The sequence below is a fragment of the Cupriavidus sp. 05T41 genome, from assembly GCF_056396525.1.
This window is the reverse complement of record NZ_JBFTLQ010000001.1, coordinates 111,492-129,245: the sequence shown is the minus strand read 5'-3', so window position 1 is coordinate 129,245 and position 17,754 is coordinate 111,492. Positions and strand designations below refer to the sequence as shown.

Annotated in this window: 14 protein-coding genes; 8 read left to right on the top strand and 6 right to left on the bottom strand. The window is 65.7% G+C overall.

The genetic code is table 11. The annotated features are described in order from the left end of the window. Positions 1–15: 15 nt before the first annotated feature. From AC1DKV_RS00605 to AC1DKV_RS00590, 4 genes are all read left to right on the top strand, one after another. A complete protein-coding gene (locus tag AC1DKV_RS00605; protein WP_441614186.1) occupies positions 16–1,617 on the top strand; it encodes an ABC transporter substrate-binding protein in 1,602 nt (533 codons plus the stop codon). A 62-nt stretch (positions 1,618–1,679) separates the two neighbouring features. Then, positions 1,680–2,636 (top strand): ABC transporter permease, encoded by a 957-nt coding sequence (locus AC1DKV_RS00600; protein WP_441614185.1) that lies wholly within the window; start codon positions 1,680–1,682, stop codon positions 2,634–2,636. Next, entirely contained in the window at positions 2,633–3,445 is an 813-nt protein-coding gene (locus tag AC1DKV_RS00595) for an ABC transporter permease (protein ID WP_441643224.1), read from the top strand. Before AC1DKV_RS00600 ends, AC1DKV_RS00595 begins: the two co-directional genes overlap by 4 nt. Further along, entirely contained in the window at positions 3,442–5,190 is a 1,749-nt protein-coding gene (locus AC1DKV_RS00590; protein WP_441614183.1) for a dipeptide ABC transporter ATP-binding protein, read from the top strand. Before AC1DKV_RS00595 ends, AC1DKV_RS00590 begins: the two co-directional genes overlap by 4 nt. 72 nt (positions 5,191–5,262) lie before the next feature. Here the strand turns inward: AC1DKV_RS00590 and AC1DKV_RS00585 are convergent, their stop codons facing one another. From AC1DKV_RS00585 to AC1DKV_RS00565, 5 genes are all read right to left on the bottom strand, one after another. Further along, the gene (locus tag AC1DKV_RS00585) at positions 5,263–5,838 is read right to left on the bottom strand and encodes a nitrogen fixation protein NifQ (RefSeq protein ID WP_441614182.1); all 576 of its coding nucleotides are present in this window, start codon (positions 5,836–5,838) and stop codon (positions 5,263–5,265) included. A gap of 291 nt (positions 5,839–6,129) precedes the next feature. Next, positions 6,130–7,089: an EAL domain-containing protein gene (locus AC1DKV_RS00580; RefSeq protein WP_441614181.1), complete on the bottom strand. Its 960-nt coding sequence runs from the start codon at positions 7,087–7,089 to the stop codon at positions 6,130–6,132. Positions 7,090–7,489: 400 nt separating this feature from the next. Next, a complete protein-coding gene (locus AC1DKV_RS00575; protein WP_441643223.1) occupies positions 7,490–8,608 on the bottom strand; it encodes a hypothetical protein in 1,119 nt (372 codons plus the stop codon). A 171-nt stretch (positions 8,609–8,779) separates the two neighbouring features. Continuing rightward, entirely contained in the window at positions 8,780–10,486 is a 1,707-nt protein-coding gene (locus AC1DKV_RS00570; protein ID WP_441614179.1) for a hypothetical protein, read from the bottom strand. Between the two features lie 446 nt (positions 10,487–10,932). After that, complete coding sequence (locus AC1DKV_RS00565; protein ID WP_441614362.1) at positions 10,933–11,724, bottom strand: XpsR family transcriptional regulator; 792 nt, start codon at positions 11,722–11,724, stop codon at positions 10,933–10,935. Between the two features lie 136 nt (positions 11,725–11,860). Between AC1DKV_RS00565 and AC1DKV_RS00560 the strand changes: the two genes are divergently transcribed. Together AC1DKV_RS00560 and AC1DKV_RS00555 are read left to right on the top strand one after the other, a co-directional pair. Next, a complete protein-coding gene (locus AC1DKV_RS00560) occupies positions 11,861–12,079 on the top strand; it encodes a hypothetical protein (RefSeq protein ID WP_441614178.1) in 219 nt (72 codons plus the stop codon). A 238-nt stretch (positions 12,080–12,317) separates the two neighbouring features. Further along, positions 12,318–13,424 (top strand): helix-turn-helix domain-containing protein, encoded by a 1,107-nt coding sequence (locus tag AC1DKV_RS00555; RefSeq protein ID WP_441614177.1) that lies wholly within the window; start codon positions 12,318–12,320, stop codon positions 13,422–13,424. Positions 13,425–13,451: 27 nt separating this feature from the next. On the opposite strand, the gene AC1DKV_RS00550 is transcribed toward AC1DKV_RS00555, so the two are convergent. Beyond that, on the bottom strand, positions 13,452–14,270 hold the full coding sequence (locus AC1DKV_RS00550; protein WP_441614176.1) for a transcriptional regulator: 819 nt from the start codon (positions 14,268–14,270) through the stop codon (positions 13,452–13,454). A gap of 771 nt (positions 14,271–15,041) precedes the next feature. Here AC1DKV_RS00550 and AC1DKV_RS00545 point away from each other — a divergent pair. After that, positions 15,042–16,448, top strand: a complete 1,407-nt coding sequence (locus AC1DKV_RS00545; RefSeq protein ID WP_441614175.1) for an undecaprenyl-phosphate glucose phosphotransferase — start codon at positions 15,042–15,044, stop codon at positions 16,446–16,448. Positions 16,449–16,493: 45 nt separating this feature from the next. Continuing rightward, a complete protein-coding gene (locus AC1DKV_RS00540) occupies positions 16,494–17,735 on the top strand; it encodes a lipopolysaccharide biosynthesis protein (RefSeq protein ID WP_441614174.1) in 1,242 nt (413 codons plus the stop codon). Positions 17,736–17,754 lie beyond the last annotated feature (19 nt).

Below are 17,754 nucleotides of genomic sequence, written 5' to 3'. Positions count from 1 at the left end.
CGGCGCGGAGGAGCCATGGAGACGAGACGAACCACCGCCGCGCGGCCGCTGACCCGGCTGCTGACGGCCATATCCACCCTGGCGGCATGCCTGGCGCTGGCCGCGCCGGGCCTGCACGCCCAGCCCGCGCAGGACACCCTGCGCATCCGCCTGAACGCCGACGTGCGCTCGACCGACCCGGGCGTGAACCGCGACGCCAACAGCGATGCGGTGGTCGCGCACATGCTCGAAGGCCTGGTCGCGTTCCGCGAAGACACCACCGTGGGGCCGCTGCTGGCGCAGAGCGTGACACCCTCGGCCGACGGCACCACCTACACCTTCGTGCTGCGCCCCGGGCTGAAATTCCACAACGGCGCGCCGGTCACGGCCGACGACGTGGTGTATTCGTGGAACCGCTACATGACGCCGGGCAACAACTGGCGCTGCCTGTCGGAGTTCGACGGGCGCGGCCAGGCCAAGGTGCTGAAGGTCGAAGCGAAGGACGCGTCTACCGTGGTCTACACGCTGGACCGCCCTTCCGCGCTGTTCCTCCAGACGCTCGCGCGTCCCGACTGCGGCGGCACCGGCATCTACCACCGCAGCTCCGTCGGCCCCGACGGCAAGTGGCGCGAGCCGGTCGGCACCGGGCCGTTCAGGTTCTCGGAGTGGAAGCGCGGCCAGTACATGGAACTGGTGCGCAACCCGTCCTACGCGGCGCTGCCCGGCAAGCGCGACGGCGCCACCGGCAACAAGACCGCCGAGGTGGGCAAGGTACGCTTCATCGTCATCCCCGACGTGGCGGCGGCCAAGGCCGCGCTTCTGTCGGGCGGCGTCGACATGATCTTCGACGTGGAAGACAACGACCTGCCCGAATACCGCAAGCGCCGCGACCTGGTGCTGGAGAGCGTGCCCACCATGGGCCTCAACGGCCTGCTGTTCCAGACCCGCGACCCGCTGCTCAAGGACGTGCGCATCCGCCGCGCGCTGGCGCTGTCGATGGATGTGCCCGAGATGGTCGGTGCCATCACCGAAGGCGGCTCGCAGCCCAGCCGCTCCGCCATCCCGCGCCCCAGCCCTTACTACGGCCGCGCGCAGGCCGGCATGCCGGGGCGCGACATCGAAGCCGCGCGCAAGCTGCTGGCCGAAGCGGGCTACCGTGGCCAGCCCATCAAGATCCTGACCACCAAGCGCTACAACTCGCTGTTCGACATGGCGGTGCTGACCCAGGCCATGGCCAGCGAGGCCGGCCTGCGCGTGGACGTGGAAGTGCTGGACTGGGCCACCCTGCTCGACCGCTATAACCGCGGCGACTACCAGGCCATGGCCTTCAGCTATTCCGCGCGGCTGGACGCGTCGCTGTCCTACGACATGATCATCGGCCCGAAGGACAAGCAGCCGCGCAAGGTGTGGGACACCGCCGACGCCATCCGCCTGCTCAACAACAGCATGAGCCTGTCGGACCGCACGCAGCGCCAGGCCATGTTCGACGGCCTCGACGCCCGCCTGCGCGAAGACGTGCCGGCAGTGTTCTTCTACTCGGAAATGCGCACCAGCGCCGCGCGCGATTACGTGAAGGGCTACAAGGGCTGGCCTCTGGGCCAGCCGCGTGCCTGGGGCGTGTCGATGGCGGGCCGCTGAGCGCCTGGCGGCGCGCTTGATGGCCCGCCTCACTGCACACTGTCAATAACCGGAGCCACCCCTTGTCTTCGTCCTTCCTGCTCTACCTGCTCAGGCGCGTGCTGTGGACGCTGCCCACGCTGCTGCTGGTGGCGGCGCTGGTATTCGTCCTGATGCGGCTGATCCCGGGCGACCCGGCCCAGCTCATCCTGGGCGATGCCGGCACGCCCGAGCAACTTGCCGACCTGCGCACCCAGTTCGGCCTCGACAAACCCATCCTGCTGCAGTTCGGCCTGTGGCTCTCGCATATGGCCAGCGGCGACCTGGGCCACTCGCTGAGCAGCGGCGAGGCCGTGCTGCCGCTGTTGCTCGAACGCTTCCAGGTCAGCGCCGCCATCGTGCTGGTGGCGGTGGGCGCGGCCACCGCGCTGGCCGTGCCGGCCGGGCTGATCGCCGCGTGGAAGCAGAACTCGCTGACCGATACGGTGATCGTGGCCGGCGCCACCTTCTTCCTGTCGATCCCCAGCTTCTGGCTGGGCCTGCTGTTGCTGCTGTTCGTCGGCCTCAAGCTGGGCTGGGTGCCGGTGGTGGGCTACGTCACCTTCAGCCAGGACTGGCGAGCCGCCGCAAGCTTCCTGGTGCTGCCCGTGGTGACCCTGACCCTGATCGAGATGGGCGTGCTCACCCGCATGGCGCGCTCCAGCGCGATCGAGACGCTGCGCCTGGAGTACGTGACCCACGCCCGCGCCAAGGGCCTGTCGGAGCTGCGCGTGCTGCTGCGCCACGTGCTGCCCAACGCCTTCGCCCCCACCTGGACCTTGATCGGGCTGGTGCTGGGCAACCTGCTGGGCGGCATCGCGGTGCTCGAAACCGTGTTCACGCTGCCCGGCCTGGGGCGGTTGCTGGTGGACGCGATCTTCGCGCGCGACTACCCCGTGGTGCAGGGCTGCCTGCTGTTTACCGCGGCTATCTACGTGCTGGTCAACCTGGTGGTGGACCTCTTCTATCCTCTGTTCGATCCGCGGGTCGCGACATCATGAAACTACGCACCAATGCACTGGTGGGCGGCCTGCTGGTGGCCTCGGTGACGGCGATGGCGCTGCTCTCCGTGGTCTGGACGCCCTACAACCCCCTGCGCCTGAACCTGCGCATGCGGCTCAAGCCGCCTTCCGGCCTGCACTGGCTGGGCACCGACGAGTTCGGGCGCGACATCCTCTCGCGCCTGCTGGCTGGCGCCGGCGCCAGCCTGATGGTGGCCGCGCTGACCGTGCTGGTGGCGCTGCTGCTGGGCACGCTGCTGGGGCTGGTGGCCGGCTATTTCCGCGGCAAGACCGACCGCCTGATGATGGTGATGAACGATGCGCTGCTCGCCTTCCCGGGCATCCTGCTGGCGCTCGGCATCATGGTCATCACCGGCGCCAACAAATACGGCATCGTGCTGGCGCTGGGGCTGGCCTACACGCCCACGGCGGTGCGGCTGGTGCGCGGCACCGTGCTGTCGCTGCGCGAGAAGGAATACGTGGAGGCCTCGCGCGTGATCGGCAACAGCGAGCTGACCACCATGCTGCGCCACATCCTGCCCAACTGCGCCGCGCCGCTGATGGTGCTGGGCACGTCGATGTTCGGCTGGGTCGTGCTGGCCGAAAGCGCGCTCAGCTTCCTCGGCCTGGGCGTGCCGCCGCCGGCGCCCACCTGGGGCAACATGCTGTCCTCCGGGCGCCCCTATATCGAATCCGCCGCATGGCTGGGCATTGCCCCGGGCGTGTGCATCGCGCTGACGCTGCTCGGCATCAACCTGCTGGGCGACGCACTGCGCGACTGGCTCGACCCCCGCATGGAGCAAGGATGAACTCCAGGATGAATCCCCCCACGCCTGACGAACGTCCGGCGCCCGGCCCCACGGCCGCCGCCGGCGACCAGGGCGCCCCGCTGCTGAGCGTGCGCGGCCTGACGCTGCGCAGCGCCGCCGGCGCGCGCATCCTCAACGGCATCTCCTTCGATATCGCCCAGGGCGAGGTGCTTGCGCTGGTGGGCGAATCCGGCAGCGGCAAGACCATGGCCGGGCGCGCCGTGATGCGGCTGCTGCCTTCGCAGGTGCGCCACACCGGCGGCACCATCACGCTTGCCGGCAACGATATCGCCGCCGTGCCGGACCGGACCATGCGCTCGCTGCGCGGGCAGGTGGCGGGCATGGTGTTCCAGGAGCCGATGGTCTCGCTCAACCCCGCCATGACGGTCGGCGCGCAATTGTGCGAAGGCCTGATGCTGCATGAGAAGATCCCGGCGCAGGCCGCGCGCGAGCGCGCCGTGGACATGCTGGCGCGCGTGCAGATCGCCGACCCGGAAGGCTGCATGGCGGCCTATCCGCATGTGTTCTCGGGCGGCATGCGCCAGCGCATCATGCTGGCCTCGGTGATGCTGCTCAAGCCGCGCCTGCTGATCGCCGACGAGCCCACCACCGCGCTGGACGCGCTCAGCCAGCGCGAAGTCATGCAGATCATGGCGGACCTCACCCGCACCAGCGGCACCGCCGTGCTTCTGGTCACGCACGACCTGCAACTGGTGGCGCACTACGCGGATTCGGTGCTGGTGCTCAAGCGCGGCGACCAGGTCGAGTCCGGCGCCGCCTGCGACGTGCTGCGCAATCCGCGCGAGGCCTATACGCGCAGCCTGATCGCCGCGCTGCCGCAGCGCGACGACAACCGCCCCGCCGTGGCCGACGCCCCGCCCGTGATCGAGGCGCGCAACGTCTCGATCGGCTATCCCGGCACCCAGCGCCTGTTCTCGCGCACCGCCGCCAAGCTGGCGGTGGACCAGGTCTCGCTGGCGATCCGGCCGGGCGAGGTGGTGGCGGTGGTGGGCGGCTCGGGCTCGGGCAAGACCACGCTGGGGCGCGCCATGATCGGCCTGCTGCCGCTCGAGGGCGGCGAGATCCGGTTCCGCGGGCAGCCGGTCGGCGCGGGCGACAGGCACGCCCGGCGCGAATTCCGCCTGGCCTGCCAGATGGTGTTCCAGGATCCGTACTCCTCGCTCGATCCGCGCCAGCGCATCGGCGAGATCGTGGCCGAGCCGCTCAACCACGGCGAGCCGCTGACCCGCGCGCAGCGCCGCGAGCGGGTCGACGCCATGCTGGCCGAAGTGGGCCTGGATGGATTGGGCGAGCGCTTTCCGCATGCGCTCTCGGGCGGCCAGCGCCAGCGCGTGGCGATTGCCCGCGCGTTGATCCGGCGGCCCGCGCTTGTGGTGGCGGACGAACCGGTCTCGGCGCTGGACATGACGATCCAGAAGCAAGTGCTGACGCTGTTCCGGCAACTGCAGGCGCAGCACGGCTTTGCCTGCTTCTTCGTCTCGCACAACCTGGCCGCGGTGTCCGAGGTGGCGGACCGCATCGTCGTCATGCACCAGGGGCGTATCGTCGAGCAGGGCAGCGTGGCCGATATCTTCGACCGGCCGCAGCACGCCTATACGCGGGCGCTGCTGGAGGCGGCTTATGTGGCGCCGGGGCAGCAGGCGCCGCTGTCGATGCAGGCCGGTGCGGCGGGCGCTGGCGCCGCTGGCCTGGCTGAGCGCCCGGCGAGCGTCAGCGCTTCGTAGCGGCGCCGGTCCTCTCCGCGCGCCTTCGCTCCCGCATACGGGAGCGGGGCCGGGGAGCGGAAAACCGCCGGACTAACGCCAGACCACCGCCACCGTCTGCGCCCCATGACACGCCGCATAGTTCTCGCAGCCGGCGCAAGCCGGTTCGGGACAGGGATGCAGGTCAAGCCGCAGGCATAGCGCATGGTAGAAGAACTTCTTCCACTTCATGTCCATGGTGTTGGCAGCGTATAGAGAGGGAAAGTACTCCTGCAGCAGGCGCGACACGTCGTGCCTGCCGGACAGCCCCATGTCATGCCACAGATGCGAGCCGCCGAAGCAGCCGCTGGCCAGCGCGTGCGCAGCCCAGCGCATCTCGGGGCGGGCGGCCTCGCCGCAGGAAATGAGCATCTCCACCAGGTCGGGAAACTCGCAGGGCAGCGCCGCGGCATCCACGGGCGCGGACTCGGGTGCCCATCCCGCCTCCCGGGCGCCGGGAAAGCAGTGCCCGAGCATCTCCCAGAATTCGGCTTCCGCCAGGCCAAGCCATTGCGCGAAGCGGGGCAGCTTGCCGGCGTTGGCGCTTTCCAGCACCCCGGCCAGCGCGCGCGCCGCCGGCTCACCCGGGGAGAGTGAAAACGCATCGAGGATCAGTAAGGACTGGTTCACGGCACGGCCTTGTGAAGACGGACCCCGCACGCCAGGCAATCTGCGCGATCAGAGCGATCAGCAACCTGCGGCCACAGGCTGCCGGATGCGGTAGATGCAGTCGATGCGGAAGATGCGGTAGTCCAGTGACCGAAATATAGCGGCGTATATAACGACAGTCAAACCTGCCGCCACGGGTCTGGCGCTGCGCACTCCGCACGCGTTTCGCGGCTCAGTCCTGCCTTATCACCGCCGATCCACACCCATCACCGCCCATCCGCACGTATTACCGGAGCCAGCCGGAATCCAGGATCAGAGCGTCAGCTGGTCCAGGCCCTCGAACGGCACCGGCGCCGAGATGGCATAGCCCTGCAACAGGTCCGCGCCAAGCGACCTGGCCAGCGCCATATCCTCGTCGTTCTCCACCCCTTCGGCCACGGTCTGCAGTTCCAGCGCGCGTGCCAGCTCCATCGACAGCGACAGCAGCCGCCGCGCGCGTTCGGCATGGCGCGCCCGGTGCAGCATGGTCTTGTCGATCTTGACCTGCTTGAAGGGCAGCAGGCCCAGTGCCTGCAGCGAAGCGTAGCCGGCACCGAAATCGTCCTGCGAGATCACCATGCCGCGCGCCGACAATGCGCTGAGGTTTTCCAGCAGGCGCATCTCGCCCTCGCGGGACAACCGCGTCTGCTCCGTGAGCTCGAGCACCACGCGCGCGATATCCAGGCCGTGCGACATGCTCATGCGTAACATGGCCGGGATAAAGCCGGCGGCGGCCGCCGTGCACGGGTTGACGTTGAGCGAGAAGCGGCCGCAGTAGCATGGGAAGCGCGCCTGCACGCGCGCGCAGGCACGCAGGAAATGATCCAGCAGCAGGTTCTCCACGCCATGTCCGGCGAGGTTTTCCACGAACTTGTCCGGCGCGTGCACGCGGCCCTTGTCCGACCAGCGCGCCAGCACCTCGAGCCCGACGATGCCACCGTGCAGCGCACTGATCTGCGGCTGGAACACCGGATAGATATGCCCCAGCTCGATCGCGCCGACCAGATCGGCCCTGGAGAGCGCGAGCAGCTCGTCGCTCTGCAGGCTGCGCCCTTGCGCGTCCGTGTCCGCGTCCGGCTGCGCAAGCGTGGGCTGGGCCATCCTTTGCCGCAGCCGCGCCATGCGCTGGACCATGGCATCGTAGCGGCTGCCCTCCGTTGCCGCTGCGGGTGCGGATTGCGGCGGTGCTGCCGGCCAGGCGCCCGCCTCGCTACTGATTAACGCGATATGCAATTCAAGCTCCCGGAAGCCAATCCTTACTGCCATTCCCTGACCACGCCAATCTCGCCTTGGTTTTTGGTTTTTATTGTTCTTGTGGTTTTTTCTTGTTTTTATCGTTTTTATCGTTTTTCTTGTTCTTCGCGTTCACCTTCCGAACTGCAATACCACCGACCCCATTCTTTCAGTCCGCGGCCGGCTACGGGCGATTTCAGTTCCCCTCGTTAGCAGGACCACCCTCTAACGCAGGGTACTGCTGCAATGCAGCGAGGACCACAATGTATCTCAGCAAGACTGACCCCTTGCTAAACACTCAAGGGGTGCAGGGGCGCCCTGCACCTGCACCCCTCTTTTTCGCCGGCGGCAACGCCCGCGCGATACCACGCCGGCCTCACGGCGCGCTCCCCCCTCGGCATCAGAATCCCACACGCAAGCCAATCGAGCCGTAGCCGTAGTAACGGTCGAGCTTTCCTGCCGTTGCGGCGTTATAGAGGAACGGGATGGTGCCCACAAAGTTGTGCAGCGACGCCTGCCCGCGCAGGAACACTTCCACGTTCTTCACCACCGCGTACGACAGCTCCAGCCCCAGCGTGTGGTTCGAGCGGATCGGCGAATAGCCATAAGTGCTCGCGCGGTTGTCGACGTTGCTGCGCAGCAAATACTGGAACTGGTAGCCCAGCCGCGCGCTGAAGTTCTGGTACTTCCAGCGCCATGCGCCACCCAGGTTCAGGTAGCCCGCCACGTAGTTGAAATCGTCATTGAAATTCAGACCGTACTGCCCGGCGTCCGTGGAGAAGGAGGCCGACTGCAGGTTGGTATTGCCCACGCGGCATGGCGCGGCCAGCGCGCCGTTGGCAATATTGTCCGAGCCGATGGAGACATTGAACGTGCAGCCGCCCTGCTGCAGGCGCGTATTGATGCCGCCGATGGTGACGCGGCTGGCGCCCAGGCCAAAGAAGCCGGTCAGCTGGTTGCGCTCGGTGAGTTCGCCGGAAAAGATCACGTCTGCCTGGGCCTGGATATCGTTGGCGTCCTGGACCGTGATGCTGCTGAAGGTGGCGTTCCTGACCTTGAGCGCGGAAGAGCGGTCCAGGCTGCCGGCGCGGTCGCCCCACAGCGAGAAGCGCATCATGATGCGGTCACGCGCGCCGGGTTCGGCCAGCGGATCGTAATGCAAGGCCAGCATCCAGCTATCGATCTGGTTGTTGTCCGGACCGTAATCGATACCGCGCCGCCAGTAGGTCGCCGAGGCCGACCACTTCGGCGAGAACTTGTAGCCCAGCATGAGCCGCCCGCCGCGATAATCGCCGGCGTTGTCCGGCACGCTGCCCTGGCTCTCGCGCAGGTTGAAGACATCGACCGTGTGGTTGACCATGTCATAGCTGGCCTCCACACGCACGGTATTGAATTCGCCGGTGGCAGGCTCTGCCAGCATGAACACATCGTCTGGCGCCGCGCTGGCCGCGCCCGCGCATGACAAGCCCAGCAACAGGGCGCCGGCCTTGCCGAGCCGGCGCGTGGGATACAACACCATAGAGAGACTCCGAGGCCCGGGGAGCGTGCCTCATGCACGGCGCGCACCGGGTCGTGGCCCGGCGCGCTGCACGCAAAAAAAAGCCAGTCATCCGCCGCGGCGCCTGCCGGCGCGCGACGGATGACCGGGCATGCCCTCCCCGTGCGGGCGGAGGGCCTGGCTACGCACCGGTCAGGGGTTCAGCGTGACCGAGGTCTTGATGCCGTTGCCGCTGACGACTGCCGAGCCGGTCTGCACCGACTGGACCGAGGTCTTCTGCGGGCTGCCGCCGACCAGCGCACCCACGCTCACCGACTTGCCGCCCTGGCCCGCCACGGCAAACGTCACCGGGAAGGTGGTGGTTGCCTTCGGCGTGAGCGCATCGATCTGCGTCTGGCTCAGCGCCCCGGCGTTCTTGAGCTTGCCGAGGAAGGTGGTGAACGGCAGGTTCAGCGAGCCGCCGCTGGCGCTGTCGAACAGGTTGTCGGCCACGGCATTGGTCAGGCTGACATTGGCCGAGGTGGCACCCGAGATGCTGAACGAGTACGTCGTGTTGGCAGGCACCTGCACATTGGTCAGCGCCGAACCGCTGAAGGTCAGCGACACCTTCTCGATGATCACGTTCACGGTGCTGCCGTTGTAGGTGTAGCTCAGGCCGGCACGCACGTCAGCCGCACCACCGGCGAAGGCATCGCCGCTCTGCGACACCGCCACCTTGATCGAGCTGAGCGCGCCACCGCCGGTGACCGTGACCGCATCGCCGACCGGGAACGTCTGGCCGTTGATGGTCATGGTCGCCAGCTGGATGAAGTTGGTCGGCTTGACGGCATCGGTCACGGTGGTGATGACGGTGGAGACCACCGAGCCACCGAGGGCGGTCGCGGCGCTCTGGATCGCGCCGGCATTGCCCGTGGCCACGGCGTTGCCGAGCGTCTTCAGGTTGGCCGTGATGGATGCATCGACCAGCGCCGCGGGCGTGACCGCCGACATCAGGGTGCTCGTCGTGGTGGACTTGGCGCTATCGATCACCGCGTTGAGCGAGCCGCCCGACTGCAGTGCCGCCACCGTCGCGGCCGGATCGGTGCCCAGCACGATGGTGCCCAGTGCGGCGCTCACGTTGGCGACCTGGTTTGCGACGACGGGGCCGGCCAGCGCGCCCACGTTTGCCGCCACCGTATCGATGTTCGCCTGCAGGTTTGCCGGCAGGCCTGCCTTGGCGTTCTGCACTGCGGACGTCACCACCGACGTCACCAGCGTGGCGCTGCCCAGGTCAGCCGTGCCCGAGGCGGCGTTCACCGCGGTGGCCACCGCCTTGGCAGCTGCCGCAGCGGCATCGGCCGCGCTCAGCGTGCCGCCGCCCTTGGCCAGGCCCGTCAGCGTCTTGGCAACCTGGTCAATCAGTTGCTGCACCACCACGGCTGCCTTGAGCACCGCTGCGTCCTGCATCGGGTCCAGCGTGGCCAGGTCCTTGCCGGACAGGCCAAGCTTGGTAGCCAGCGCGGCGGCCTGGGTAGGCCCGAGCTGCGCCACCAGCGTGGTCAGCGGCGTGACCACCGGCGTCACGCCAGCCTTGTAGGTGACAGCGGGCGCCTGCAGCACGCCGGTGAACGGCTGCTTGGTACCGATGTCGGTACCGCCGGAGACTTTCAGCGCGCTCGTGCTGCAGCCAGCCGGGAAGGTGAAGTCGCCGGTTGCGCTGGTCGTTGCCGTCTGGTTTGCGCAATCGACAAAGGTCACGGTGGCGCCCGACAGGTAGAAGTCGACCGCCTTGCCGCTCACGGTAACCGCTGCCGGCGTGGATGGCGACGAAGAATCCGACCCGCCCCCGCACGCTACCAGCGCAACCGCGGCAGACGCCATGATGCCGAGGGTAAAGATATTCCTGAAATTGGTTTGCACGCTTCTCGCTCCTGAAATCAACACTTCAATACTTCGATGATGGTCTGTGGCCCAGCGCGCCGGACGACAGCAGCACGCCGTTGCCGGCGCCCTTCGCTGCCCTCTCCTGCTGCGCATCACGGATACCCTTGCTGGCTCTCGCAAGCGGATTCAGCAGCAACGGTCCGATGCTGCGTCTTGCCAGCACACTAGATAAACAATCCCAACTACCGTGTCACCCCTACTAGGCGGGGGAAAGCATTGGCTTGCACGCAAGGCGTTATCCGGGAGCCCGCGTGGCGTGATGGCGCGACCCTGCCGCAGCGGCCGCGCCACCTGCATCCATGCACCCGGGCCGGGCCATTGCGCTCGCTTCTGGCGCAACACGCAGGCGCGCGCAGGCAAGCACCAGCACATGCCGGTGCCCATGCACACGCCCGAGCCCCGCTACAGTGCAGATGCGGCAGCTACACCGGCTGCAGTACCTGCAGCGCCGGGAAATCATCCGGGTTGAGCCATCCCGCCACGTAGCGCCCCATGGCCTCGAGCAACACATCCGAGGTCAGTCCCGACGCGCCGGCCAGTGCCGGGCAGATGATCCAGGTGGTACCGTCGCGCTCCAGCACGCGCAGTGTCTTGGCCAGGTCGGCGGGCTGCAGGATGTAGTCGGCAGCGCGCGCATCCTCCAGCGCAAACGCCTGCACGTAGTCCGCGAGATGACGCTCACCAAGGCAGACCACCACCTTCGGCTTCCAGTGCCGGCGGATGCCATCGATGAAGCCGAAGCGCTGGCCGCTGCGGCACAGGTCAAGGTAGCGCTGCTTGGGCACCAGCGCAGGCTGCCCGCGGAACGCCTTCGACCACGGCGTCTGCCCGATCAGATGGGCCGGCAGCGGGAACAGGCTGAGCTTGAACTCCGCGCCACGCGGCGCGTAGAGAAGATGGTCGAAGTAATGCTTCCAGTCGCACTCGCTCGGCGCGCTCCCAAACGTGTGTGCGCGCGCGGCCGCCATGATCCTTGCGATCTTCTGGTGGGATTGCCAGCGTTCCATGCTGGCGCGGTGCTTGTCGCGGTATCCGGCATCCCAGGCGCCCGGCTGCTCGCGCGGCACCAGCGGCGCTACCAGCGACTCGACCCACGGGTGCGGCGTGCTGTCGCAAAACCACACCGCTGCCCCCGGATTTCCCCCTTCCATACCAACGTACGACGCGAAATACGCGTCCAACTGCTCACGCGAAAATACTGTCTTCTGCTCTATTTCCATGCCTCTACCGCTTGGTGGAGTTAAAGATGCCACACGCAGAGGCAATACACACCTGTACGAAAGGCAACGAGACGCCCCGAATGCATCGGCAAATCTCTAATAGAACCTGGAGACAACCCGCTGAATGGGGATGGACAACGCGCTGGAAATCCCGCGCCTCTCATCCCGCTTCGTATCGGAGACCTGCCAGCCCGACGCCACACCGGCCCCGACGGATTTGACCTTCCTGCAACCAATCTGGATCAGTCTTTCCCTTTGGAAGATGCTGTCCGGCGTCTTTGTCATGATGACCCGCGTGCCGCCGAACCCCGCCTTAAGGAAACCTGATCGCGTTTGCGCGAAACACTAACTAGGCGGACCGAGATTTTGCGCGAGAATCGAGCGATGCGCGCCCCCCTTTCGAGGGATTCGTTGCACTCTTGTTTCCCTTCTTGAGCGGGGTAACGCCCGATGCCGGCACAGGGCAAATTCGCGCGCGAAAAGCAATCCCATAAAAGCGGTAGGGTACGGCCACGGCGCGCACGGCCATTCTTCTATACAGTAGGGCAGGCGCACCGCTCCTCTTCTCTCAGGACGGCGCGGCAACCGTGTCCCCCCTGCCCCTCGCCCTTTCCTCCGCTAACGCATCGCCGCAGGCCAGCCGCCTGCAGCACAGCCGTTTCGAAGTCGGCGGGCCGGCGCACGCCAGCGCGAACCCCAATGTAAGCGGCCAGATACTCACTTGGCGGCAGCGCGTGGGTCATGTCATGGACCTGCATGTGAGCCGCGACAGCCTGATCGCCCCCTTTCACGGCGCCATCGACCGCTATCTGGTCGGCGACATGCTCTTCACCGACAGCCGTTGCGACGGCGTGACGCTGCAGCGCAGCCTCGCACGTATCTCAACCGATACGATGCGACACCATGTGCTACAGGTATTTGTGGAAGGCAGCGCCGGCGAGGTGGAGGGAATGCAACGCAACCCGGTGCCGCGCCACGGCGGGATCCTGCTCACCGATCTCGGCCAGCCTATCCAGATGCAGCGTGGCACCACGCGCGCGCTCTCGATCTTCGTGCCCCGCGCCATGATGGACACCGTCTTTGCTGAAGCCGAAGCCGCGCACGGGCGCATTGTCGAGACCGATACCCCGCTGACCCGCCTGGCGGTGGACCATGCCAGGATGCTCGAACGCGAGCTTCCCCGCATGGCGCCCGAAGCCGCCGCGGATGCCATGCAAATCGGTGTGGAACTGCTGGTCGCGGCGTTTCGCCGTGGCGCGAAGCTCGAAGGCAGCGCCAGGTCCGCGGCCCGCAGCGCCATGCTGGCGCGCGCACGCCGCCTGATCGACGCCGATCCCGGCGAGGCCGGCCTGTCCCCGGCAAACCTGCTGGCAAAGATGGAAATCTCGCGCCCGACCCTGTACCGGCTGTTCGAGGACGAGGGTGGTGTGCAGGCGTATATCCGCAAGAGCCGGCTGCGCGCCGCCGCCCTGGAGCTGGTGCGGTATCCGCGGCTTGCCGTCAACGACATCGCCTACGGCCTGGGCTTCAACAGCGCGTCTGATTTCACCCGCGCCTTTCGCCGCACGCTAGGCATGTCGCCCAGCGACCTGCGTGCCTACGCCACCGACGCCGGCAACACCGGGCTCAGGCAGGCCGCCCTGGCCCTCCAGGGCGAAGAATTCCGCCGGTGGCTGCACCGGCAGCAAGCCTGAGCCACACAGCGCACCCGCAGGGCCGCATCACGCCGCGAGGCGCAGAGCCGCCGGATCCGGCTGGCCAGGCGCGTCTGGCCGCGTCTGGAAGTCGGCCAGCGTCAGCCACTGGCTGATGAACCCGCCCATCGCATTCAGAAGGACATCCGAAGCCAGCCCGGCGGCACCCGCCACGGCCGGGCAGATCACCAGGTGCGTGCCCTGGTCTGCGTAGATCCGCAGGACCCTTGCCTGGTCGGCCGGCTGCAGCGTGTGCTCCGTATAGGGCAGGCCGCGCATGCCGAAGGCGTGGAGATAGTCACTTTCGTGGCGCTCGCCAAGGCATACCACCACCTTGGGCCGCGCGCGCCGGCGCATTGCCGCGATAAAGCGGAAGCGCGTGCCGGTGCGGCAAAGCGCCAGGTACTTGCCCTTGGGGTTCAGTTCCGCCTGTGCGCCGTGCAGCCGCTTCCAGGGCAGCCCGTTCTCGGCCCGCACCGACAAGGGAAACAAGCTCAGCTTGAAATCCCAACCGCGCGGCCGGTAAAGGTACTCCGCCAGGTAACGCTGCCAGTCGCCGCTATCGTCCCGCCCGAACAACACCATCTCCCGGGCCGCGGCCATGATGCGGGCAATGCGCTGGTGCGTCTGCCACTTAGCTATCTGCCGCGCGTGGCGCAGACGGAAATCCGCGTCCCAGGCCGGCACCGTGCGGCGCGGTGACAACGTCACCGGCAATGATTCCGCATCTGTCATCGGCATGTAATCGCAGAACCAGACTGCGCCCGCCAGATTGCCCCCCTCCATGCCCACATAAGACGCAAAGTAACTATCGAGCTGCTCACGCGTGAAGCCATTCCCATCCATTTCCATCTTTCCAACGGTTGGTCGCCTTGCAACGGGTACGAGGCGTGGATCAGTTCAGACCCACAGCATAGGCCGGCGCACGCGCATCGCTTGACCGTCTGTCTCACTTTTCCCCTCGTCGGATGGGAAAATTTTCAGCCTCGCAAGAGCCGCCGGCCGGCAATGACCGCGCCCGCGCAATCCCGCAGAGCCGGTGTAAGCAGCCGAATCACGCGCCACGCCACCTCTCCCCGGCTCCATCAATCCAAGCACCCCCTACCAAAGCAGGGATAAAAGATAAGGCGCAACGGATGACGCAGGTTATTTAAAAAAATCATATGACCCACTGTCAATGCAGACCGTGGCGAACCTTGCCGCGCGATACGGCAGCCCGCAAGCGCCGCGCGCAATAAGCGCCGACGATCCCCACTCTATCCCTTCTCACGCAGGGTACCCGGGATTCTCGCTGCACCGCATTATCCGCACCATCGTAAAGACGAAGTACACCGCGCGGCTTATGCCGGCGGGCAGAAACCAAGCGTTGCAATTCCAATGGGCAGTCCGCAAAGGACGCCGCAGGTGGCAAGGTCAGCCACCATCGCGCAGCCATGCCATGGGACCCGACTGCCGCGGAAGCAGTCCGCACGACTTTGCTTTGTCTTGCCGTGGCCAGCGCCGCGGCACTGTGCATGGCGCCGGCAACACCGGCCGCCCGCATAGCCAATTAACCGGCGGGGAGGAACAGTACGGTGCACAAGGTGCACCTGCTACGCGAACGCTTCGGGAGAAGTCATGGGAGTCTATCGCGACATGTTCGCCAGGCATCACGATCAGCTAGCGCTGATGGTGCGCCTGTTCGACATCGGGGCCATCTTGATCGCCGGCTACCTGGCGGCCGCACTACGCTTCGCGCCTGACCTCGGGCCAGCCGCGCCCGTTCACCAGTTCATCCAGTACTTTGCCTGCGCGGTGGCCTTCATCGTCATGCCGGCGTTCGACCTCTACGCCTCCTGGCGCGGCCGCAGCCTTGCCGCGATGGCCACGCGCGTGATCTCCGCCTGGACGCTGGTCTGGCTGATCAGCCTGCTGATGTGCTACTTCATTCATCAGGCAGACGCACTCTCGCGCCTGTGGATGGCCTACTGGTACGGCCTCTCCCTGGCTGGCCTGTTCATCGTCCACCTGGCCAGCCGCTCCGTGCTGGGCATCGTGCGCAGTGCCGGCGCCAACCACAAGCGCGTGCTGATCGTGGGCTACGGCCGCACCGGCCAGGAGATGTACCGCCGCGCCACCGTCAGCCACCGCACCGGCTACAAGGTCAGCGGCATCTACGCCCCCGAAGGCGAAGCCACGCCCGAAGGCCGCCCGCGCATCACCGACACCGCCGACATTGCCGAATTCTCACGCTCGCACGGCATTGACGAAGTCTGGCTCACCCTGCCCCTGAGCGAATCCCTGCAGATGCAGGAAATCGCCTTCTCCCTGCGCAACGACTTCATCGACATCAAGTGGATGCCCAGCGTGCTGGACTTCGACCTGCTCAACCACAAGCTCGGCAACTTCCTGGGCATGCCCGCGGTGGAAATGAACCGCCCGCCATCGCTAGGCGTGCGCGGCACCGTCAAGGCCATCTTCGACCGCGCCTTTGCCGCGCTGGTCCTCATCGCCCTTTCGCCGCTGTTCCTGCTGATCGGCATCCTGATCAAGCGCAGCTCGCCCGGCCCGGTCTTTTTCAAGCAAGAACGCCTGGGCCTGGACGGCCGCGAGATCCACGTCTACAAGTTCCGCAGCATGCAGGTACACGCCGAGCACGGCGTGGTCACCCAGGCCACCAAGGGCGACAACCGCATCACACCCATCGGCGCCTTCCTGCGCCGCACCAGCCTGGACGAGCTGCCCCAGTTCATCAACGTGCTGCGCGGCGAAATGAGCGTGGTAGGCCCCCGCCCGCACGCCATGGCGCACAACAACCTCTACAAAGAGCAGCTGGACTTCTACATGCTGCGTCACCGGGTCAAGCCCGGCATTACCGGCTGGGCCCAGATCAACGGCTACCGCGGCGAGACCGACACGCTGGACAAGATGGCCAAGCGCGTGGAGCACGACATCTTCTATATCCGAAACTGGTCATTCTGGATGGACCTGCGGATAATCTTCTTCACTGCTTTCAAAGGCTGGACGGGAAAAAATGCGTATTAGTCGATTCCGGTTCGCAGCCCTTCCTGGCACGTTGTGAGCAGTAGGATGTTCCGCATCAAGGACTCAGCCGTCGCACTGGGCTCGACGGTCACCGCGCAGCTACTCTTCTTCGCATGCGTTGCGGTGATCGCGCGCTCCTACGGCCCAGAGGCGCTTGGCGTCTTCAACGGCGACGTGGCGCTCGGAATGTTTCTCGGCACCATATTGGCATTCCGATACGAGTTGGCCTGCGTCAGCGACTCCCGTGCAATCTCGCTCACCTCGCTTCGACATGCTCTGACACTCGCCAGCGCGAGCACAATCGCATTAGGGATATTACTGTACTTTCTTTTCAGCAAGTACACGGTGGTCGTATTCGCAATGTCTTTCTTTGCGCAACAAGCCGTCGCCCACTATCTAAATTCCCTACGTCATTACGTAGCCATCGCTTTTCTCCGCGTCCTTGTTAACGCGCTCCTTCTAGCTTCGCTGATCACCGCGCCGAAAATATTTGGCTCTGTCGAGATCAACCCTTTTTATGAATTTGCGTTTGTCACGTTGACTCTTTCGACGGCCTCAGTATTTCTCATCCTATTTTTCAATAGGAAGTGTCGAAACACGATTTCTTTCTACCGTTTCATCCACGAAAATCTTCGTTTCGCCAGCTACACACTCCCCGCCACCCTGTTGGCTTCAGTCTCTCTCTATGCACTCTCGATCCTGGTGCCACGCTGGTTTGACGCCATAGCTGCTGGTTATTTCGCCGCCGCCTATCGCTTCGGCGCCTTCCCAGTATCACTCATCGCACAAAGCATTGGCGGCGTACTCCGCCGCGACGCGGTTTCTGCCGTGGCAAAGGGGGCGCCGCTGCTCACTGTCCTACGCCCATATGCGGCTATGCTCTCGATTCTGGCAGCCGCCTACGTCATTGCCGGAATTACACTCTATACGACGTTAGTCTCCCTCTTTCTCGGCGAGAAATGGCAGCACTCGGCAATCTACTTTCACGCCTTGATGCCGTTCTTCGCCCTTCAATTGATATACATACCGCTGTCGCAGGTCTTCCTGGCAACAAAATCTCAGCGCATCGACCTACTAATCCAGCTGGTTAGTGCAATAAGCCTCGCCAGCGCATTGATAATTTCAAAGATAAGTAAGTTCACGTTGCTGGGTACGTCGCTTGCATTCTCCATCGGTGGCTCGCTGGTTCTTCTTTTTGGACTTTTCGTTATCTTTAGAGTCTCAGCTGACTCACATCAAAAGAATCATTCAGAAATCACCGATGAATTGCAAGCAACGCTACGATAGTGAATTCTATTAATAATCT